This window comes from Serratia sp. LS-1 (assembly GCF_003719595.1).
GTDB lineage: Bacteria > Pseudomonadota > Gammaproteobacteria > Enterobacterales > Enterobacteriaceae > Serratia > Serratia ureilytica.
In genome coordinates this window covers 3,447,057-3,463,872 of the sequence record NZ_CP033504.1, presented here as the reverse complement: position 1 = coordinate 3,463,872, position 16,816 = coordinate 3,447,057, and the positions used below count along the sequence as shown (strand labels likewise).

General features: G+C 60.1%; 16 protein-coding genes and 3 tRNA genes. 9 read left to right on the top strand and 10 right to left on the bottom strand.

Features of this window, described 5'->3' with window-relative positions; genetic code table 11:
• Positions 1-28: 28 nt before the first annotated feature.
• Positions 29-1,354, bottom strand: coding sequence for an amino-acid N-acetyltransferase (argA, locus tag EDY99_RS16595; protein ID WP_015378910.1), 1,326 nt, complete (start codon positions 1,352-1,354; stop codon positions 29-31).
• Positions 1,355-1,593: 239 nt separating this feature from the next.
• On the opposite strand from argA, the gene amiC reads away from it, so the two are divergent.
• Positions 1,594-2,847 carry an N-acetylmuramoyl-L-alanine amidase AmiC gene (gene amiC / locus EDY99_RS16590; RefSeq protein ID WP_033644859.1) on the top strand — a complete coding sequence of 418 codons (1,254 nt, stop codon included), beginning with the start codon at positions 1,594-1,596 and terminating at the stop codon, positions 2,845-2,847.
• A 90-nt stretch (positions 2,848-2,937) separates the two neighbouring features.
• On the opposite strand, the gene EDY99_RS16585 is transcribed toward amiC, so the two are convergent.
• The 3 genes from EDY99_RS16585 to EDY99_RS16575 form a co-directional block, all read right to left on the bottom strand.
• Positions 2,938-3,014 (bottom strand) — tRNA-Met (locus EDY99_RS16585).
• Positions 3,015-3,079: 65 nt separating this feature from the next.
• A tRNA-Met gene (locus tag EDY99_RS16580) sits at positions 3,080-3,156 on the bottom strand.
• Between the two features lie 58 nt (positions 3,157-3,214).
• Positions 3,215-3,291, bottom strand: a tRNA-Met gene (locus EDY99_RS16575).
• Positions 3,292-3,507: 216 nt separating this feature from the next.
• Between EDY99_RS16575 and mltA the strand changes: the two genes are divergently transcribed.
• Positions 3,508-4,644, top strand: coding sequence for a murein transglycosylase A (gene mltA / locus EDY99_RS16570; protein WP_033644860.1), 1,137 nt, complete (start codon positions 3,508-3,510; stop codon positions 4,642-4,644).
• Positions 4,645-4,728: 84 nt separating this feature from the next.
• Positions 4,729-5,535 carry a tRNA cyclic N6-threonylcarbamoyladenosine(37) synthase TcdA gene (tcdA, locus tag EDY99_RS16565; RefSeq protein WP_004931886.1) on the top strand — a complete coding sequence of 269 codons (807 nt, stop codon included), beginning with the start codon at positions 4,729-4,731 and terminating at the stop codon, positions 5,533-5,535.
• Here the strand turns inward: tcdA and csdE are convergent.
• A complete protein-coding gene (gene csdE, locus EDY99_RS16560; RefSeq protein ID WP_046687719.1) occupies positions 5,526-5,960 on the bottom strand; it encodes a cysteine desulfurase sulfur acceptor subunit CsdE in 435 nt (144 codons plus the stop codon). The two genes, tcdA and csdE, sit on opposite strands and share 10 nt — an antisense overlap.
• A gap of 19 nt (positions 5,961-5,979) precedes the next feature.
• Positions 5,980-7,185 carry a cysteine desulfurase CsdA gene (csdA, locus tag EDY99_RS16555; protein ID WP_042785270.1) on the bottom strand — a complete coding sequence of 402 codons (1,206 nt, stop codon included), beginning with the start codon at positions 7,183-7,185 and terminating at the stop codon, positions 5,980-5,982.
• Between the two features lie 196 nt (positions 7,186-7,381).
• Here csdA and EDY99_RS16550 point away from each other — a divergent pair, with 196 nt between their 5' ends.
• The 4 genes from EDY99_RS16550 (at position 7,382) to rlmM (ending at position 10,452) form a co-directional block, all read left to right on the top strand.
• The gene (locus EDY99_RS16550) at positions 7,382-7,606 is read left to right on the top strand and encodes a YgdI/YgdR family lipoprotein (RefSeq protein ID WP_025304050.1); all 225 of its coding nucleotides are present in this window, start codon (positions 7,382-7,384) and stop codon (positions 7,604-7,606) included.
• Positions 7,607-7,991: 385 nt separating this feature from the next.
• The gene (locus tag EDY99_RS16545) at positions 7,992-8,909 is read left to right on the top strand and encodes a transcriptional regulator GcvA (RefSeq protein WP_004931894.1); all 918 of its coding nucleotides are present in this window, start codon (positions 7,992-7,994) and stop codon (positions 8,907-8,909) included.
• Positions 8,910-8,960: 51 nt separating this feature from the next.
• On the top strand, positions 8,961-9,356 hold the full coding sequence (locus tag EDY99_RS16540; RefSeq protein ID WP_004931896.1) for a DUF423 domain-containing protein: 396 nt from the start codon (positions 8,961-8,963) through the stop codon (positions 9,354-9,356).
• Positions 9,349-10,452 carry a 23S rRNA (cytidine(2498)-2'-O)-methyltransferase RlmM gene (rlmM, locus tag EDY99_RS16535; protein WP_069100475.1) on the top strand — a complete coding sequence of 368 codons (1,104 nt, stop codon included), beginning with the start codon at positions 9,349-9,351 and terminating at the stop codon, positions 10,450-10,452. The genes EDY99_RS16540 and rlmM overlap by 8 nt, the downstream gene beginning before the upstream one ends.
• A gap of 39 nt (positions 10,453-10,491) precedes the next feature.
• Here rlmM and xni read toward each other — a convergent pair whose 3' ends face one another.
• The 3 genes from xni to queF form a co-directional block, all read right to left on the bottom strand.
• Entirely contained in the window at positions 10,492-11,250 is a 759-nt protein-coding gene (xni, locus tag EDY99_RS16530) for a flap endonuclease Xni (protein ID WP_123061934.1), read from the bottom strand.
• 54 nt (positions 11,251-11,304) lie between these two features.
• A complete protein-coding gene (ppnN, locus tag EDY99_RS16525) occupies positions 11,305-12,669 on the bottom strand; it encodes a nucleotide 5'-monophosphate nucleosidase PpnN (RefSeq protein ID WP_019455737.1) in 1,365 nt (454 codons plus the stop codon).
• A gap of 192 nt (positions 12,670-12,861) precedes the next feature.
• Positions 12,862-13,707 carry an NADPH-dependent 7-cyano-7-deazaguanine reductase QueF gene (queF, locus tag EDY99_RS16520; protein ID WP_042785268.1) on the bottom strand — a complete coding sequence of 282 codons (846 nt, stop codon included), beginning with the start codon at positions 13,705-13,707 and terminating at the stop codon, positions 12,862-12,864.
• Between the two features lie 63 nt (positions 13,708-13,770).
• Between queF and syd the strand changes: the two genes are divergently transcribed.
• Positions 13,771-14,319 carry a SecY-interacting protein gene (gene syd / locus EDY99_RS16515; protein WP_033644866.1) on the top strand — a complete coding sequence of 183 codons (549 nt, stop codon included), beginning with the start codon at positions 13,771-13,773 and terminating at the stop codon, positions 14,317-14,319.
• 609 nt (positions 14,320-14,928) lie between these two features.
• Here the strand turns inward: syd and EDY99_RS16510 are convergent.
• Entirely contained in the window at positions 14,929-16,167 is a 1,239-nt protein-coding gene (locus EDY99_RS16510) for an MFS transporter (protein ID WP_033644867.1), read from the bottom strand.
• Positions 16,168-16,345: 178 nt separating this feature from the next.
• Between EDY99_RS16510 and EDY99_RS16505 the strand changes: the two genes are divergently transcribed.
• The gene (locus EDY99_RS16505; protein WP_033644943.1) at positions 16,346-16,672 is read left to right on the top strand and encodes a YqcC family protein; all 327 of its coding nucleotides are present in this window, start codon (positions 16,346-16,348) and stop codon (positions 16,670-16,672) included.
• The last annotated feature ends 144 nt before the right edge of the window (positions 16,673-16,816 follow it).

Sequence of the window (16,816 nt, the reverse complement as noted above, 5' to 3'; positions counted from 1 at the left end):
GGCGCGGTAGCGGCCGCGCCCACAGGGATTACAGATCCGCCAGCAGAATTTTGGAGCGGCGTTGGTAGTTGTACAACGCCTGTTTCTGCATCGGCAGCACGTCGACCTCCGCCGGGGTGAAACCACGCTCCTGAAACCAGTGGATGCTGCGGGTGGTCAGCACGAACAGCTTCTTCAATCCCATCTGCCGCGCCTGATTTTCTACCCGCTGCAGCAGCATCTCGCCGCGCGAAGAGCTGCGGTAATCGGGATGCACCGCCACGCAGGCCATCTCGCCGATTTTTTCCTCCGGGAACGGGTACAGCGCCGCGCAGGCGATGGTCAGGTTATCGCGTTCGATAATGGTGAACTTGTCGATCTCCATCTCCAGCTGTTCACGCGAACGGCGCACCAGAATACCCTGCTGTTCGAGCGGCCGGATGAGCTCCAGAATACCGCCGATGTCGTTGATCGTCGCCCGGCGCACCTGTTCGGCGCTTTCCATCACGATTTGGGTGCCGATGCCGTCGCGTGAGAACAGTTCTTGCACCAGCGCGCCGTCCTCCTGATAGCTGATCAGGTGGCTGCGGCGCACGCCGCTGCGGCAGCCTTTCACCGCGCCGCGCAGGAAGCGCACGGTGCCGGAATGGTAATCACCGCCTTCCTCCAGCTCTTCAAGACGCTTTTGCGCGTCGTTGGGGAACAGCTCGGAAAGGATGTTGCCTTCCGCGTCGGTCACGCCCTGCGAGGAGCAGAAACCGATCATTTTTTCCGCTTTCAGTTTGATCGCCAGCTGAGTCGCGACTTCCTCCGAAGTCAGGTTGAAGCTCTCGCCGGTCACCGAGACGGCGACCGGGCCGATCAGCACGATGGCGTTGCTGTCGAGCTGACGATGGATCGCTTCTTCATCGATGCGGCGAATGCGGCCGCTGTGGCAGTAGTCGATGCCGTCATCGACGCCCAGCGGCTGCGCGATGATGAAGTTGCCGCTGACCACGTTAATGTGCGCGCCCTGCAGCGGCGTGTTGTTGAGGCTCATCGACAGCCGGGCGGTGATGTCCAGCTGCAATAAACCGGCCGCCTGCTTGACTAACTCAAGCGTATGGGCGTCGGTCACGCGCGTATGCTTGTGGTAGATCGGTTCATAGTTGTGCTGCGCCAGATTGGCGTCGATCTGCGGCCGTGCGCCGTAAACCACCACCAGGCGAATGCCCAGGCTATGCAGCAGCCCGATATCATTGACGATGTTGGAAAAATTCTCGTGTTCGATGGCTTCCCCACCGAGCATGATGACAAACGTCTTGCCGCGGTGGGCGTTGATATAGGGGACGGAGTGACGGAATCCTTGCACCAGCTCTGTACTACGTTCCTTCACGGGCAAACCTCTTTGCATATTTATACGATATTTTTGTATTTTTATTCTTTTATTGCGCCAATGGCAAGTGGGAAATCGTCATGAAGAGCGAGCTAAGGGCGCTAAATCGTTAATAAATTGAAAAACCATAAAAAGATTTTCTGATGACAGGGCTGGAATGATTGGTTAAAGTTTTCGGCATTCCCAAGTCATTGGTGTTTTTTTCATCTGTTGTAAACAGTTATTACTGCCGGAGCCGCATGCCAAACGCTAATCACAATCTGGGCCGCCGTCGTTTATTACAGGGCGTTGCCGCCAGCTGGTTGCTGAGTGTGAGTCGCACGGGCTTCGCCGCGTCATCGCACGTGATTGCCGTGCGCGTCTGGCCGTCCTCCACTTATACCCGCGTCACGCTGGAATCCAACGTCGAACTGAAATACAAGCAGTTCGCCCTGACCAATCCCGATCGCGTGGTGGTGGATATCGAAGGCGTGCATCTCAACAGCGTGCTGAAGGGCATCGCCGGGCAGGTGCGCGCCGACGATCCTTATCTCAAGCAGGCGCGCGTCGGCCAGTTCGATCAGAATACCGTGCGGCTGGTGCTGGAGCTCAAGCAAAGCGTCAGCCCGCACATGTTCTCGCTGGCGCCGGTGCCGGAGTATCGCAACCGTCTGGTGATGGATCTCTACCCGACTAAAGGCGGCAGCGGCGGCGAGGAGTATGATCCGCTACTGGCGTTACTGGAAGATTACAACAAAGGCGATCTGGAGCGCACGCTGCCGCCCGAAGCGCCGCAGGCCGGCAAGGCGGGGCGTGATCGGCCGATCGTCATCATGCTGGATCCTGGCCACGGCGGCGAAGATCCCGGTGCGATCGGCAAGTATAAGACGCGCGAGAAAGACATCGTGCTGCAGATTGCCCGCAAGCTGAGCGCCATGATCAAGCGCGAGCCGAACATGAAGGTGTTCATGACGCGCAATGAAGACGTGTTTATCCCGCTCAAGGTGCGCGTCGCCAAGGCGCGCAAGCAGCGCGCCGATCTGTTCGTTTCGATTCACGCCGACGCCTTCACCAGCCGCGCCGCGCGCGGGTCATCGGTGTTCGCGTTGTCCACCAAAGGCGCCACCAGCTCGGCGGCCAAGTTCCTGGCGCAGACGCAGAACGCCTCGGACCAAATCGGTGGCGTCAGCAAGAGCGGCGACCGCTATCTCGACCACACCATGTTCGATTTGATCCAGACCGCAACCATCAACGATAGCCTGAAGTTCGGCAAGGAAGTGCTGAACCGGATGGGTAAAATCAACCGGTTGCACAAGAATCGCGTCGATCAGGCCGGTTTTGCGGTGTTGAAGGCGCCGGATATCCCGTCGATCCTGGTGGAAACGGCGTTTATCAGCAATATCGAAGAGGAGCGCAAGCTGCGCACCAGCCATTTCCAGCAGCAGGTGGCGGAGTCGATTCTGGCGGGCATCAAGGCTTATTTCGCCAACGGCGGCGCGTTAGCGAGCCGATAGCGGCAGGGCCGGGCGCAAGTCCGGCTGTTTTTGCGGATTGCAGATACAAAAAAACACCCGTCAGGGTGCTTATCTGTTGTCATCAAGAGTTGGTTGCGGGGGCCGGATTTGAACCGACGACCTTCGGGTTATGAGCCCGACGAGCTACCAGGCTGCTCCACCCCGCGTCCGTCTTGATGCGGTATTACGACGAAACCACCGTTCATGTTATGCCGCTGGTACGGCATTCGGTTGGTTGCGGGGGCCGGATTTGAACCGACGACCTTCGGGTTATGAGCCCGACGAGCTACCAGGCTGCTCCACCCCGCGTCCGTGTAATACTTTGTTATCGAACCCAAACGCAAAATACCGCCACTGCGGCATCGGTTGGTTGCGGGGGCCGGATTTGAACCGACGACCTTCGGGTTATGAGCCCGACGAGCTACCAGGCTGCTCCACCCCGCGTCCGATGGATGCGCACTATACTCTCCATGCGTTTTGTTGCAAACCCTTTTTGCATTTTATTGGCCTAAACCCGTTTTTCTGCTGAATTTGCCCGCAATTTGCCTTCTTTTTCATCACCATCCTCCGTGCGGCTTTTTTTATTTGCAGCGATTCCTTTATCAATGAGCGTTTGTTATCGTTCAGCCGGTAGATCATATCAGTTTGAGAGTGTGCGCGATGAAAGGACGTTGGGGCAAATACCTGCTGGGCGGGTTGATGGTGGCGGTATTGGCGGGCTGTTCGTCCAAGCCGACCGATCGGGGTCAGCAATATAAGGACGGCCGTCTGGATCAATCGCTGGAGCTGGTCAATCAGCCCAACGCCAAAGGTTCGCCGGTCAACGCCAAGGATTATTCGGATCAGCTGATGGAGATCAAGTACGCGTCGCCTTCGCTGTTTAACCGCAACAACAGCACCTATCAGGCGGTGCAAAACTGGATGGCGTCCGGCGCCGACACGCGCATGCTGAGCCAGTACGGCCTCAGCGCTTACCAGATGGAAGGCGTCGACAATTACGGCAACGTGCAGTTTACCGGCTACTACACGCCGGTGGTGCAGGCGCGTTATACCCAACAGGGCGAGTTCCGTTATCCGCTGTACCGCATGCCGCCGAAGGGTAGGGGCCGCTTGCCGGATCGCGCGGGCATTTATTCCGGCGCGCTCGACGATCGCTATATCATCGCTTACACCAACTCGCTGATGGACAACTTCATGATGGAAGTCCAGGGCAGCGGCTACGTCGACTACGGTAACGGTCAGCCGCTGGTGTTCTTCGGCTACGGCGGCAAGAACGGCCACGCCTACCGCAGCATCGGCAAAGTGCTGATCGATCGCGGTGAAGTGGCCAAGGCGGACATGTCGATGCAGGCGATCCGTCAGTGGGCGGATACCCACAGCGCCGCAGAGGTGCGCGAGCTGCTGGAGCAGAACCCGTCGTTCGTGTTCTTCCGCCCGGAAGCTTTTGCGCCGGTGAAAGGCGCCAGCGCGGTGCCGCTGATCGCCAAAGCGTCGGTGGCCTCCGACCGTTCACTGATCCCGGCAGGCACCACGCTGCTGGCCGAAGTGCCGCTGCTGGACAACAAGGGTAAATTCACGGGAAAATACGAGATGCGTCTGATGGTCGCGCTCGACGTGGGCGGCGCCATTAAGGGCCAGCATTTTGACATGTATCAGGGCATCGGGCCGGAAGCCGGCCACTCGGCGGGCTACTACAACCACTATGGCCGCGTCTGGGTGCTGAAGAACAACGGCGGCGGCCAGCTGTTCAGCGCCAATCAGTCAAACGGCGGCGGTTCGTTGCTGGTCACCCGCTAAACGCGCACGACGTGAAAAGATTGACCCGCAAGGGCCGGATTTTCCGGCCCTTATCATTTGCATTAGGAAGGTAATTAAAGCGTTATGAGCACAGCTTATTCGGAAGCCTATCTGCAGCGTTTCGGCGGCACGGCGCGGTTATACGGCCAGCAGGCGCTGGCGGTGTTCGCGCAGGCGCACGTCTGCGTGATCGGCATCGGCGGCGTGGGTTCCTGGGCGGCTGAGGCGCTGGCGCGCACCGGCATCGGCGCCATCACTCTGATCGACATGGATGATGTTTGCGTCACCAATACCAACCGTCAGATCCACGCGCTGCGTCAGCACGTCGGGCAATCGAAAACCGAGGTAATGGCGGAGCGTATCCTGGCGATCAACCCGGAATGCCGGGTGACCTGCATTGACGATTTCATTACCCCGGACAACGTCGCCGAGCTGCTGGACCATAACTTCAGTTACGTCATCGACGCAATCGACAGCGTACGGCCGAAAGCGGCGCTGCTCTCATACTGCCGCCGCTTCAAGATCCCGGTGGTGACCACCGGCGGCGCCGGCGGGCAGATAGATCCGACCAAAATCGAAGTGGCCGATCTGGCGAAAACCATTCAGGATCCGCTGGCCGCCAAGCTGCGCGAGCGGCTGAAGCACGATTTTAACGTGGTGAAAAACGGCAAGGGCAAGCTGGGCATCGACTGCGTCTTTTCCAGCGAGCCGCTGGTTTATCCGCAGCCGGACGGTTCGGTATGCGCTTCGCGCAGCACGGCGGAAGGGCCGAAAAGAATGGATTGCAGCGCAGGTTTCGGCGCGGCGACCATGGTCACCGCCACCTTTGGCTTCGTCGCCGTGTCGCATGCGCTGAAAAAGATGGTGGCGAAGGCGGCGCGTCAGGCGTAACGGGCGGCGATCGCCTGCACGGCGGCGGCCAACGCCGCCAGCCCGCTGGCGCGAGTGGCGCTCAGCTGAGCGCGCAGCGCCAGGCGGTCGAACAGCGCCAGCGGATCCAATTCGGCGATCTGCTGCGGCGTTTTCCCTTCCACTTCGGTCAGCAGCACCGCCAACAGGCCACGCACGATGCGGCCTTCGCTGTCGCCATAAAAGTGCAGCGTGCCGTCTTCCAGCAACTGGTGCCCCAACCAGACGCGGTTTTCACACCCGCTCAACGCCATTTCTTCACTGCGCAAGGCCTCCGGCAGCGACGGCAGCCGTTTTGCGAGCATAATCAGTTGGCGGTAGCGGTCTTCCCACTGTTTCAGCGCGCTGAAGGTGGCGATCAACGCTTCGGCGGTGATCTCTCGGCCAAAAGGATGGGGGGCGAGCATAGCGTCTCCGGGAGTCAAGTCAGTCAGCCAGCAGGTCGAGGGCGTGGGTCAACGCGCTGACCAGCGTATCGACGTCCTGTTGAGTATTGTAGGGGGCGAACGACGCGCGCAACGTGCCGCTGACGCCTAACGCCGCCATCAGCGGCTGCGCGCAGTGCTGGCCGGCGCGCAGCGCAATGCCTTGCTCCGCCAGCAGCGTGACGATGTCGCTGTGGTGTACGCCGGCGATATCGAACGCCAGCAGGCTGGAACCGGAACTGCGGAAGCTGCGAAAGCCCGGCAGCTGCGCCAACCGCTGTTCTGCCCGATCCGCCAGCTCGCGACTGTAGCGCTCCGCCGCCGCCATGTCCTGTTCGCGAAGCCAGGTGAGCGCGGCGGCCAGCCCCAGCACGCCGGCGATGTTCGGCGTGCCGGCCTCGAAGCAGTGCGGCGGTTTTTGCGGGATAAAACCGTCGAACGACGCCTGGGTCAGCATCTTTCCCCCTCCTTGCCACGGCGCCATCTGCGCCAGCAGCTCGGATTTGCCGTACAGCGCGCCGATGCCGGTCGGGCCATACAGTTTGTGGCCGGAGAAGGCGTAGAAATCGATATCGAGCCGCTGTACGTCGGCCGGGTCGTGAACCACGCCCTGTGCGCCGTCGATCATCACGCGCGCGCCGGCGGCATGGGCCAGCGCGATCGCCGGCGCCAGATCCGGGCAGCCGCCGGTGACGTTGGACATTTGCCCCAGCGCCAACAGGCGGGTTCTATCGTTGAGCAGGGCGGGCAGCTGCGCCAGGTCCGGCAGACGGTCGGCGCCGATCGGCAGTTTCACTACCCGCGCGCCGGTTTGATCCGCCACCATCAGCCAGGGGATCAGGTTGGCGTGGTGCTCCGCTTCGCTCACCAGAATTTCATCCCCCGGCTGCAGACGCGGACGCAGATAACTCTGCGCCACCAGGTTGATCGCCTCGGTGGTGCCGCGCGTCCAGACGATGTCGTCGGCCGACGGCGCATGGATAAGTTGCGCGACCTGGCCGCGCGCCTGCTCGAAACGGGCGGTCAGATCCTGCGCCGCCCGATGCTGGCTGCGGTGCACGGTGGCGGCGTCGTCGCGATAAAACTGCTGCGTGGCGTCGATCACCGCCTGCGGCTTCAACGCGGTGGCGGCGCTGTCCAGATAGATGCCGTCCTGCGCGAGCGCGGGAAACTGTTGGCGAAAAAGGCTGGGGTTAAAAGGCGTCATACCCTGATTGTCACTGGCTTGAGTCGATGGGTGATCCTGTCCTATTTTGCCGCCGGAGACAAGCGTTCGCGCCGATTAGGACTTATCGCCTGGCAAAATTGGGAAAGTTTGTTATGCTATTAAACGTGCGCTTATTAATCGCATCTATACGCATAAAAGGTATTTATCAGCATTTAAAACTAAAAAGGAGTCCTCAATGAAGAAAACAGCCGCAGTTCTCTCTGCCCTGATGCTTACGTTCACCCTGGCCGCCTGTTCCAGCAACTACGTGATGCATACCAATGACGGACGCACCATTGTCGCTGACGGCAAGCCTAAAGTGGATAACGATACCGGCATGATCAGCTATAAAGACGCCAACGGCGTCGAACAGCAGATCAACCGCGCCGATGTGAAAGAGATGGTTGAAAGCAACCAGTAACCGTCAGGCAAAAAAAAGCACCGCAAGTTTTGCGGTGCTGCATAAAATCACTATGGACAGACAGGGTAAATGTACAGGAAGTGAAAAAACAGTAGCCTAGCTACCATGTCCGGAATCGCCGGACAATTTGCAAACACAACATCACAACCACAAGCCAAAAGTTCATCGGCGTCCTCGACACCCACTCCCTTTTCGTTCCGGCCCGGGAAGTGCCGCCACTATAGGTATTTGCTGGCGCATCCTCAACGGACAAATTATAATGGCTCGGATTAAAAAAACTAATGGCAATGCGCCGTTAGCGTTTGTCCATGGCTTGCCACACAAAGCCGCCCGATTTTCGGCGCCGAATCATTCGGATTAATGTTACACAAAAGTAGCTAATTTAATGTCTAAACGCTTACCTCCCCTCAATGCGCTGCGCGTGTTCGATGCGGCCGCTCGCCACCTGAGTTTCACCAAGGCGGCGGAAGAGCTGTTCGTGACTCAGGCCGCGGTGAGCCACCAGATCAAGTCGCTGGAGGACTTCCTCGGGCTGAAGCTGTTTCGCCGGCGCAATCGCTCGCTGCTGCTGACCGAAGAGGGGCAAAGTTACTACCTTGATATCAAGGAGATCTTCTCTTCGATCAACGAGGCGACGCGCAAGCTGCAGGCGCGCAGCGCCAAGGGGGCATTGACCGTCAGTTTGCCGCCGAGCTTCGCCATTCAGTGGCTGGTGCCGCGTCTGTCCGGCTTTAACTCAGCTTATCCGGGCATCGACGTGCGCATCCAGGCGGTGGACCGTGAAGAGGACAAGCTGGCGGACGACGTCGACGTGGCGATTTTCTATGGCCGCGGCAATTGGCCGGGGCTGCGCGCCGAGCGCCTGTATGCGGAATATTTGCTGCCGGTTTGTTCGCCGAGCCTGCTGACCGGCGATCATCCGCTGAAAACCGCAGACGATCTGGCTTATCATACGCTGCTGCATGACGTTTCACGTCGCGACTGGCTGGCCTATACGCGCCAGCTGGGGTTGCAGCACATCAACGTGCAGCAGGGGCCAATCTTCAGCCACAGCGCCATGGTGGTGCAGGCGGCGGTGCACGGTCAGGGCGTGGCGCTGGTGAACAACGTGATGGCGCAAACCGAGATTGAAGCCGGTCGTCTGGTGTGCCCGTTCAACGATGTGTTGGTCAGTAAAAATGCTTTTTATCTGGTATGTCATGACAGCCAGGCAGAACTGGGTAAAATAGCCGCCTTCCGGCAGTGGATCCTGGCGCGTGCCGCCAGCGAACAAGAGAAGTTCCGCTTCCGCTACGAACAATAAGGCCGGCCGCCGCCTTGCCGCGGCCGGTGATTTTTAATGGGATAGATCACGATGAGCAGCCGTTCCATGCTGGTTTTCGCCGCTATCAGCGGCTTTGTGTTTGTCGCGCTGGGCGCATTCGGCGCGCATGTGTTAAGCGGCACGCTGGGCGCCAACGAAATGGCCTGGATCCGCACCGGGCTGGAGTATCAGGGGTTCCACACCCTGGCCATCCTGGCGCTGGCGGTCGCGATGCAGCGCCGCGTGAGCCTGTGGTTTTACTGGAGCGGAGCGCTGTTGGCGTTCGGCACCGTGTTGTTCAGCGGCAGCCTCTATTGTCTGGCGCTGTCGCACCTGAAGGTCTGGGTATATATCACGCCGGTTGGCGGCGTGTGCTTCTTGATCGGCTGGATATTGATGTTGATTGGCGCTTTGCGTCTGAGGAAAAAGGCCGAGCGCCATGAATAAGATTGCGTTGTACTGCCGTCCCGGCTTCGAAAAAGAGTGTGCGGCGGAGATCACCGATAAAGCCGCCCAGCTGGAGATTTACGGCTTTGCGCGGGTAAAAGAGCACAGCGGTTACGTGTTGTTCGAATGCTATCAGCCGGACGATGCCGACCGCCTGGCGCGGGAGATTCCGTTCCGCGAACTGATTTTCGCCCGCCAAATGATCGTAGTGGGTGAGCTGCTGCGCGATCTGCCGCCGGAAGATCGGGTATCGCCGATCGTCGGCATGCTGATCGGCGTGGTTGATCGCGGCGGCGAGCTGCGGGTGGAAGTGCCGGACACCAACGAAAGCAAGGAGCTGATGAAATTCTGCCGCAAGCTGACGGTGCCGCTGCGCGCCGCGATGCGTGAGCAGAAGGTGCTGATGGCGCGGGAGAACCCGACTCGCCCGGTGGTGCACGTGTTCTTCATCGCGCCGGGCTGCTGTTACGTCGGTTACTCCTACAGCAACAACAACTCACCGTTCTATATGGGCATTCCGCGTCTGCGTTTCCCGGCCGATGCGCCGAGCCGTTCGACGCTGAAGCTGGAAGAAGCGTTCCATGTGTTCATCCCCGCCGACGAGTGGGACGAGCGCCTGGCCAGCGGCATGCATGCGGTCGATCTGGGGGCCTGCCCGGGCGGCTGGACCTATCAGCTGGTGAAGCGCAGCATGATGGTGCATTCGGTGGATAATGGCCCGATGGCGCCGAGCCTGATGGAAACCGGCCAGGTGACGCATCACCGCGCCGACGGCTTCAAGTTCGAGCCGAACAGCAGCAAGATCTATTGGTTGGTGTGCGACATGGTGGAAAAACCGGCGAAGGTGACCAGCCTGATGATTCAGTGGCTGGTGAAAGGCTGGTGCCGCGAAGCGATCTTTAACCTCAAACTGCCGATGAAAAAACGCTACGAGGAAGTGTCGCAAAACCTGATGAGCATCCGCGAAGCGCTGAGCGCCGCCGGCATCAGCGCCGAAGTGCACGCCAAACAGCTGTATCACGACCGCGAAGAGATCACCGTACACGTGCGCCGCATGTGGTCGGCGGTGCCGGGCCGCCGCGACGAGCGCGATTAATCGCGTTAAACCTGATGAAGGGCGCTGCTTGCAGCGCCCTTATTGTATCGGCAGTCGCAGCTGCTGCAGGTTGCCGTCCAGCGACAGATCGGTGCGCAGCGTGGCGACTTGTTTGCTGACGTAGGCCAGCTCGCGGTGCTGCTCCAGCTTGCCGCGCCATTTCTCCGGCACCTGCTCCAGGTGCTGATAGATCCCGTCCAGACTGCCCGACTGCTGCAACAGCAGCACGGCGGTTTTCGGCCCGATGCCGGCCACGCCGGGGATCTTGCTGCTGCCGATCCCCGCTAACCCCCAGTAGTCCGGCAGTTGCTGCGGCTGCACGCCGAATTCCTGCTGCACGAAAGGCATATCCAACCAGCGTTTCTGGAAGTAATCGCGGATCTGTACGTTCGGCGCCAGCAGCTGGCAATAGCCTTTGTCGGTGGAGACGATGGTCACCTGGTGGCCGCCGCCGGCGACCTTCGCCGCCAGCGTGGCCGCCAGATCGTCTGCCTCGTTGCCGGGTGAATGCCAGCTGGCGACGCCCAGTTCGGCGAAGGCCTCACGCAGCTGCGGCATCTCCTGTTGCAGGTTTTCCGGCATCGGCGAGCGCCCGGCCTTGTAGTCCGGCAGAATTTTGTGACGCCAGCTTTCGCTGCGGTCGTCCTCGTCAAATACCGCCACCGCGTGGGTCGGGCGGCTGTGCTGAAGCAACTGCTGCAGCGCGTGGCGACAGGCGTTGACGCAAGGGGAGCCCTGTACGGCGTGAATGCGGCGGATGAGGTTCAGGGCGTCGACAATCAGTAGGTGTATCATCATGGGCGGCAAGGTCAGAAAAAACAGGGCGGCCGTTACGCCGCCCGGGATTGAGGATCAGGCGACGATTTCGTAGCAGGGCACATAGGCGCTGCCCGGCAGCTTCATGCGGTGCTGGGCGACAAAGCCCTGCAGCAGGCTGTCCATCTGCTTCATCATCTGCGGTTCGCCGTGCAGCTTGTACGGGCCGAACTGCTCAATGGCGTGGATGCCGTTTTCCTTCACGTTGCCGGCCACGATGCCGGAGAAGGCGCGGCGCAGCGCGGCGGCCAATTGCTCCGGCGGCTGGTTCGGATACAGATTGAGGTTTGCCATGTTCTCGTGGGTCGGCTCGAACGGCAGCTGCAGATCCGGTGCGATGCGGATCGACCAGTTGAAGCTGTAGGCGTCGCCGGTGTTGCGGCGGTTCTCCTTCACCAGCGGCATGGCTTTTTTCATTTGCCGTGCCACTTCCGCCGGATCGTCGATGATGATGGTGTAGTGACGGCGCGCGGCGTCGCCCAGCGTGTTCATGATGAACTCGTCCAGCACGCGGAAGTAATCGGCGCTCTCTTTTGGCCCGGTCAGGATCAGCGGCAGCACCTGTTCGCTGTTCTCCGGGTTCATCAGGATACCCAGCAGGTACAGCAGCTCTTCGGCGGTGCCGACGCCGCCCGGGAAGATGATGATGCCGTGCGCGATGCGCACGAACGCTTCCAGACGTTTTTCGATGTCCGGCATGATCACCAGCTCGTTCACCAGCGGGTTAGGCGGCTCGGCGGCGATGATTGACGGCTCGGTCATGCCGATGAAGCGGCTGTTGCGGTAACGCTGCTGCGCGTGGCCGACCGCCGCGCCTTTCATCGGCGCTTCCATGGCACCCGGCCCGCAGCCGGTGCAGATGTTCAACTCGCGCAGGCCCAGCTGGCTGCCGACCTTACGCGCGTACAGGTATTCGTTCTCGTTGATCGAGTGCCCGCCCCAGCACACCACCATGTTGGGATCCTCATCCAGATGCAGCGTGCGCGCATTGCGCAGGATCGAGAACACCAGGTTGGTGATGTGGGCCGAGTTTTCCAGGTTCAGGTGTTGGAAACGGCCGGCGCTGGCGATTTGGCCGTGCACGAACAGAATGTCGCGCAACACGGCGAACAGGTTGGCCTGCAGTGAACGGATGATGCGGCCGTCGACGAACGCCTCTTCCGGCGGATTGACCAGCTCCAGCTTCACGCCACGCTCGCGGCGCAGCACGTTGATATCGAAGGTTTCATAGCGCGACAGCAGCTGTTTGCTGTTGTCGGTTTGGCTGCCGGAGTTCAACACGGCCAGCGAACAGTTGCGAAACAGGCGGTACAGGTCGCTGCTGGCGGTGCGCTTCAGCATGTCTACTTCCAGCTGCGACAATAAATCCATAGAGCCAAGCGGGCTGATGTGTGTAATCAAGGTAACTCCTTTGCACCCGGTGTGGGGCGGTAGTAATCCATACGCAGCAAAACAGCATCTCGTTATGGTTGGCGTGCTGCGGCGAAGCGGGCGCTCTGCCCGGCCGCAGCCTCGTTTTAACCTTACCGCCGTCCCTGCGCTTTTACCAACACAAACCGCTCGTTAGCTCAGTTGTTGAGCAATGTTTCGCACTTATTGGCGCGCCAGGCGGCCGTGCTCGGGAGCGAACGCGACGTTGCTGCGCCACGGGTTGATATCCAGTCCGCCGCGGCGGGTATAGCGGGCGTAAACCGTCAGGCTTTGCGGCCGGCAATAGCGCATCAGATCGTTGAAGATGCGCTCGACGCATTGCTCGTGGAATTCGTTGTGGTGGCGGAAGGAAACCAGATAGCGCAGCAGCGCTTCGCGATCGAGCTTGCCGCCGCGGTAGCTTATCTGCACCGAGCCCCAGTCCGGCTGATGGGTGATCAGGCAGTTGGACTTCAGCAGGTGGCTGACCAATTGCTCTTCCACTACCTCTTCACCGGCGGCGTTCTGCAGGTAGTCGGCGTTGAACTCATAATTGTCGATGCGAATATCCTGCTGGTCGATGCAGTCGCCGGCCAGACGAGCGATCGGGCTGCCTTCCAGTTGGTCGACGCTGAACAGGGTGACGCTCACCTCGCCCTGGGCGCAGGCGGATAGATCGCGTTGCAGCGTGCTGCGCACCGTTTCCCAATCGGCGAACGGCGTTTGGTTGAAGCTGTTGAGATACAGCTTGAAGCTTTTCGATTCGATCAGGTTCAGGCTGTCGGCGTTGAGGCTGATCTCGCCAACCGCCACCTGCGGCAGCCCGTTGGCGTTCAGCCAGGAGAGTTCGTACAGCGTCCAGATGTCCGCGCCGTGGAAGGGCAGGTTGTCGGGATACAGCCCCAGCGGCTCGCGGTTCATGCTGCGCGGCACCGCCTGCAGCAGCGTGGCGTCGTAGCGATCGCGATAGGCGGTGGGTTTGCCCAGCGTCAGCCCTGACAGGGCCTGGTGGTCTTGATATGAGGACATCTGCTGTCACCTCGGTCAGAGATAGGTACAATGGCCGTCAGTTTAACGTATGCGAGAAAGAATATGGACCATGATGTATCGCACGCTCTGCGTGAATTCACTCAACGCTATGTCGAGTTGTGGCAGCAAGAGCGCGGCCACGCGCCGGCCAGCGAGGCGCTGTACGGCGTGCCGTCGCCCTGCATCGTGGAGAATCGCGAGGACGACGTGCTGTGGTTGCCGCAGCCTTTCGAACCGGCGGCGACGCTGGAGAAGGTCGAGGCTGCGCTGGAGCTGCGTTTGCAGCCGGATGCGCACCGTTTCTACACGCAGCAATACGCCGGTGACATGAGCGCGCAATTTGGGGAGCATCGCCTGAGCCTGCTGCAGGTATGGAGCGAAGAGGATTTCATCCGCCTGCAGGAGAATCTGATCGGCCATCTGGTGACGCAAAAGCGCCTCAAATTGTCACCGACCCTCTTCCTGGCGACCACCGAATCCGAGATGACGATGGTGTCGCTGTGCAACGTCAGCGGCAACGTGGTGCTGGAGCAGTTCGGCAGCGATAAGCGCACCTTGTTGGCGGCGACGCTGGGGAATTTCCTCGATGCGCTGCGCCCAGTGCTGGACTAAAGCGCGGCGGATTCGCCGTCGGTCGTGTAAGAGATCTCTCACACGGGCTGTGAGAGATCGCTCTTAATTTTTTTCACCTCTCTTTGGACCATGAGATTATTGTTATCCAGATCAATTGGTTAGAATTTCTTTAGGATAACTCTTAGTCTTAATTTAGTGTGAGACACCTCTCAAACCCTTGTGATTCCGGGAAATTTGAGCGATCTTATCATTACCGGCACGGACCCGGCGGAGCAGGAAAGCATCAGGATGATGCAGCTTCAGGAAGAAGAAAGGGATGCGCTCAGGCAAGAGCGAGGGATGGCGTCAGGAGATGCCCAGGATGTTTCAGGATTGAAACCAAGGACACCTCCAGGACGGAGATTGAGAGCCGGCGCAGGACTGTCGGCGGGTCAGGAAGGCTGAGGAACCGCGTCAGGACGATGCTGCAGGATGATGCAAGGACCACTTGGTCAGGATGGCCGCAGGAAAAGTTTTCAAGGATTGAGCAGGGAGCATGCTGTGTAGCGGGATGGCTATAAAACGAACCGGGGGCACTGTTAACGCAGTGCCCCCAACTTTTTGTTCTATTCCGCCGCGCGTGCGCCCCGTCTCAATCCTTCTTCCGCGTTAACCAATCGCGCCCAGCGTATCGCCTGCGCCCTGTTTTTTCGGCAGCAGGAATAGCGTGGCGTAGATATCCAGCAGGTAAATCGCCGCCAACAGGCTGATGGCGGCGGTAAACGACACCTGCGTCACCAGCGCGCCGATCACCAATGGCCCCAGGCCGCCGACGCCGCGTCCCAGATTGAACAGGATGTTTTGCGCGGTGGCGCGTGCTTGCACCGGGTAGGTATCGGAAATCAACGCGCCGTAACCGCCGATCATGCCGTTAACGAACATGCCCATCACTGCGCCGGCGAACAGCATCAGCATCGGATCGCTCAACTGGGCGTAGCCGATCACCATCACCACCGCGCCGACCTGATACAGCACGAAAATCTTCCAGCGGGCGAAGCGGTCGGCCAGGACGCCGAACAGCCAGATGCCGAACGTCATGCCGACCACCGTCACCGCCGTCCACAGGCCGGACTTGGTGAGCGAGAAGCCGAAGTTTTTCGCCAGATAAGTCGGCATCCAGATCATCAGCCCGTAGTAGCCGAAGTTCTGCACCGAACAGAGAATGAAGATGCCGATGCTGGCCTTGCTGGTGGCGCGATCCTTAAACAGCAGGCGCAAACGCTGAAGGAAGGAGAGCGGCTGCCCGGCGTCTTTCTGCCGCACGAATTCCTCCGGTTCGCCCAGCGTGCGGCGGATCAGGAATGACGCCAGCGCCGGCAGCAGGCCGACCAGGAACATGCCGCGCCAGCCGATATGTTCCAGCAGCAGCGGCGTCAGGAAAGCGGCCGCCAGCACCCCCAACTGCCAGCCCATGCCGACGTAGGCCGAAGCGCGGTTGCGTTTCTCCGCCGGCCAGGCTTCGGCGATCAGCGCCATGCCGATGCCGAACTCGCCGCCCAGCCCGATGCCCGCCAGCGTGCGATAGGCGAGTAGATCCCAATAGCCTTGCGCCACGGCGCACAGGCCGGTGAACAGGGAAAACATCAGGATGGTGATAGTCAGCACCCGGATGCGGCCGAAGCGATCGCTGAGATGGCCGAAGATCACGCCGCCCAGCACTGCGCCGATCAGCGTCCAGGTGACCAGCGAGCCGGCGGCCGATGAGGTTAATCCTAATTCGATGCTGATGGCCGGCAGCATAAAGCCGAGGATCAGCAGGTCAAACCCGTCCATGGCGTAACCGGTGACCGAGGCCAGCATGGCCTTACCGGGCGTCGCGTGATTTTTTTTCTCTGTTATTACGGACATGAATCTTTATCTGTGTGGTGAATTCGGTGGGCCTATTGTGCCGCGCGGCGGCGCACGCCACCAGATAAAAACGGCAGCCGGTCTCGGGCGCGCCAAATTTGGGCTATAAAAATGCTATGCTTTGCCGCCTTTCAGCCAGCGAGCTGAATATCATGATGAAAAGAGATCGGGAATGCAGATGAGTATACATAATCAGGTTCGCCGCAGTTTGCAGGCGATTGAACAATCCATGCGCGATTTGGCCTTGTGGCAGGCCGCGCCGCCCGAGCCTGAGGCTTTCTCCAGCACCGAGCCGTTCTGCATCGACAGCATGTCGGCCGAGGCTTGGCTGCAGTGGGTGTTTCTGCCACGCATGTATGCGCTGTTGGACGCCGAAGCGCCGCTGCCGACGCGTTTTGCCATCACGCCTTACTTCGAGGAGGCGTTGAAGGAGCGTGAGCCGAGCAGTCTGCCGCTGTTGGTGCTGCTGCAGCAGTTGGATTTGATGTTGAATAAAGAGCCGTAATTCGCCGGCGGCGCGCAGATTTTTGCCGCCCGGCAGTGTAGAGTACTCGCGCGGATGCCGGGCAGGAGAGCCGACGGCGTCTTTCGGCTCGGTTAAACCGCGGCGGTTGACCGGGGGCTGCATTAGGATGATGAGGTGCTGCAA

What these genes read in the sequence shown, in the direction of transcription:
- queF (WP_042785268.1), bottom strand. Translation starts at nt 13,707, where the DNA reads ATGTCCTCATATCAAGACCACCAGGCCCTGTCAGGGCTGACGCTGGGC.
- syd (WP_033644866.1), top strand. Translation starts at nt 13,771, where the DNA reads ATGGACCATGATGTATCGCACGCTCTGCGTGAATTCACTCAACGCTAT.
- mltA (WP_033644860.1), top strand. Translation starts at nt 3,508, where the DNA reads ATGAAAGGACGTTGGGGCAAATACCTGCTGGGCGGGTTGATGGTGGCG.
- EDY99_RS16505 (WP_033644943.1), top strand. Translation starts at nt 16,346, where the DNA reads ATGAGTATACATAATCAGGTTCGCCGCAGTTTGCAGGCGATTGAACAA.
- csdA (WP_042785270.1), bottom strand. Translation starts at nt 7,185, where the DNA reads ATGACGCCTTTTAACCCCAGCCTTTTTCGCCAACAGTTTCCCGCGCTC.
- EDY99_RS16510 (WP_033644867.1), bottom strand. Translation starts at nt 16,167, where the DNA reads ATGTCCGTAATAACAGAGAAAAAAAATCACGCGACGCCCGGTAAGGCC.
- EDY99_RS16540 (WP_004931896.1), top strand. Translation starts at nt 8,961, where the DNA reads ATGAGCAGCCGTTCCATGCTGGTTTTCGCCGCTATCAGCGGCTTTGTG.
- EDY99_RS16545 (WP_004931894.1), top strand. Translation starts at nt 7,992, where the DNA reads ATGTCTAAACGCTTACCTCCCCTCAATGCGCTGCGCGTGTTCGATGCG.
- csdE (WP_046687719.1), bottom strand. Translation starts at nt 5,960, where the DNA reads ATGCTCGCCCCCCATCCTTTTGGCCGAGAGATCACCGCCGAAGCGTTG.
- EDY99_RS16550 (WP_025304050.1), top strand. Translation starts at nt 7,382, where the DNA reads ATGAAGAAAACAGCCGCAGTTCTCTCTGCCCTGATGCTTACGTTCACC.
- amiC (WP_033644859.1), top strand. Translation starts at nt 1,594, where the DNA reads ATGCCAAACGCTAATCACAATCTGGGCCGCCGTCGTTTATTACAGGGC.
- xni (WP_123061934.1), bottom strand. Translation starts at nt 11,250, where the DNA reads ATGATGATACACCTACTGATTGTCGACGCCCTGAACCTCATCCGCCGC.
- tcdA (WP_004931886.1), top strand. Translation starts at nt 4,729, where the DNA reads ATGAGCACAGCTTATTCGGAAGCCTATCTGCAGCGTTTCGGCGGCACG.
- rlmM (WP_069100475.1), top strand. Translation starts at nt 9,349, where the DNA reads ATGAATAAGATTGCGTTGTACTGCCGTCCCGGCTTCGAAAAAGAGTGT.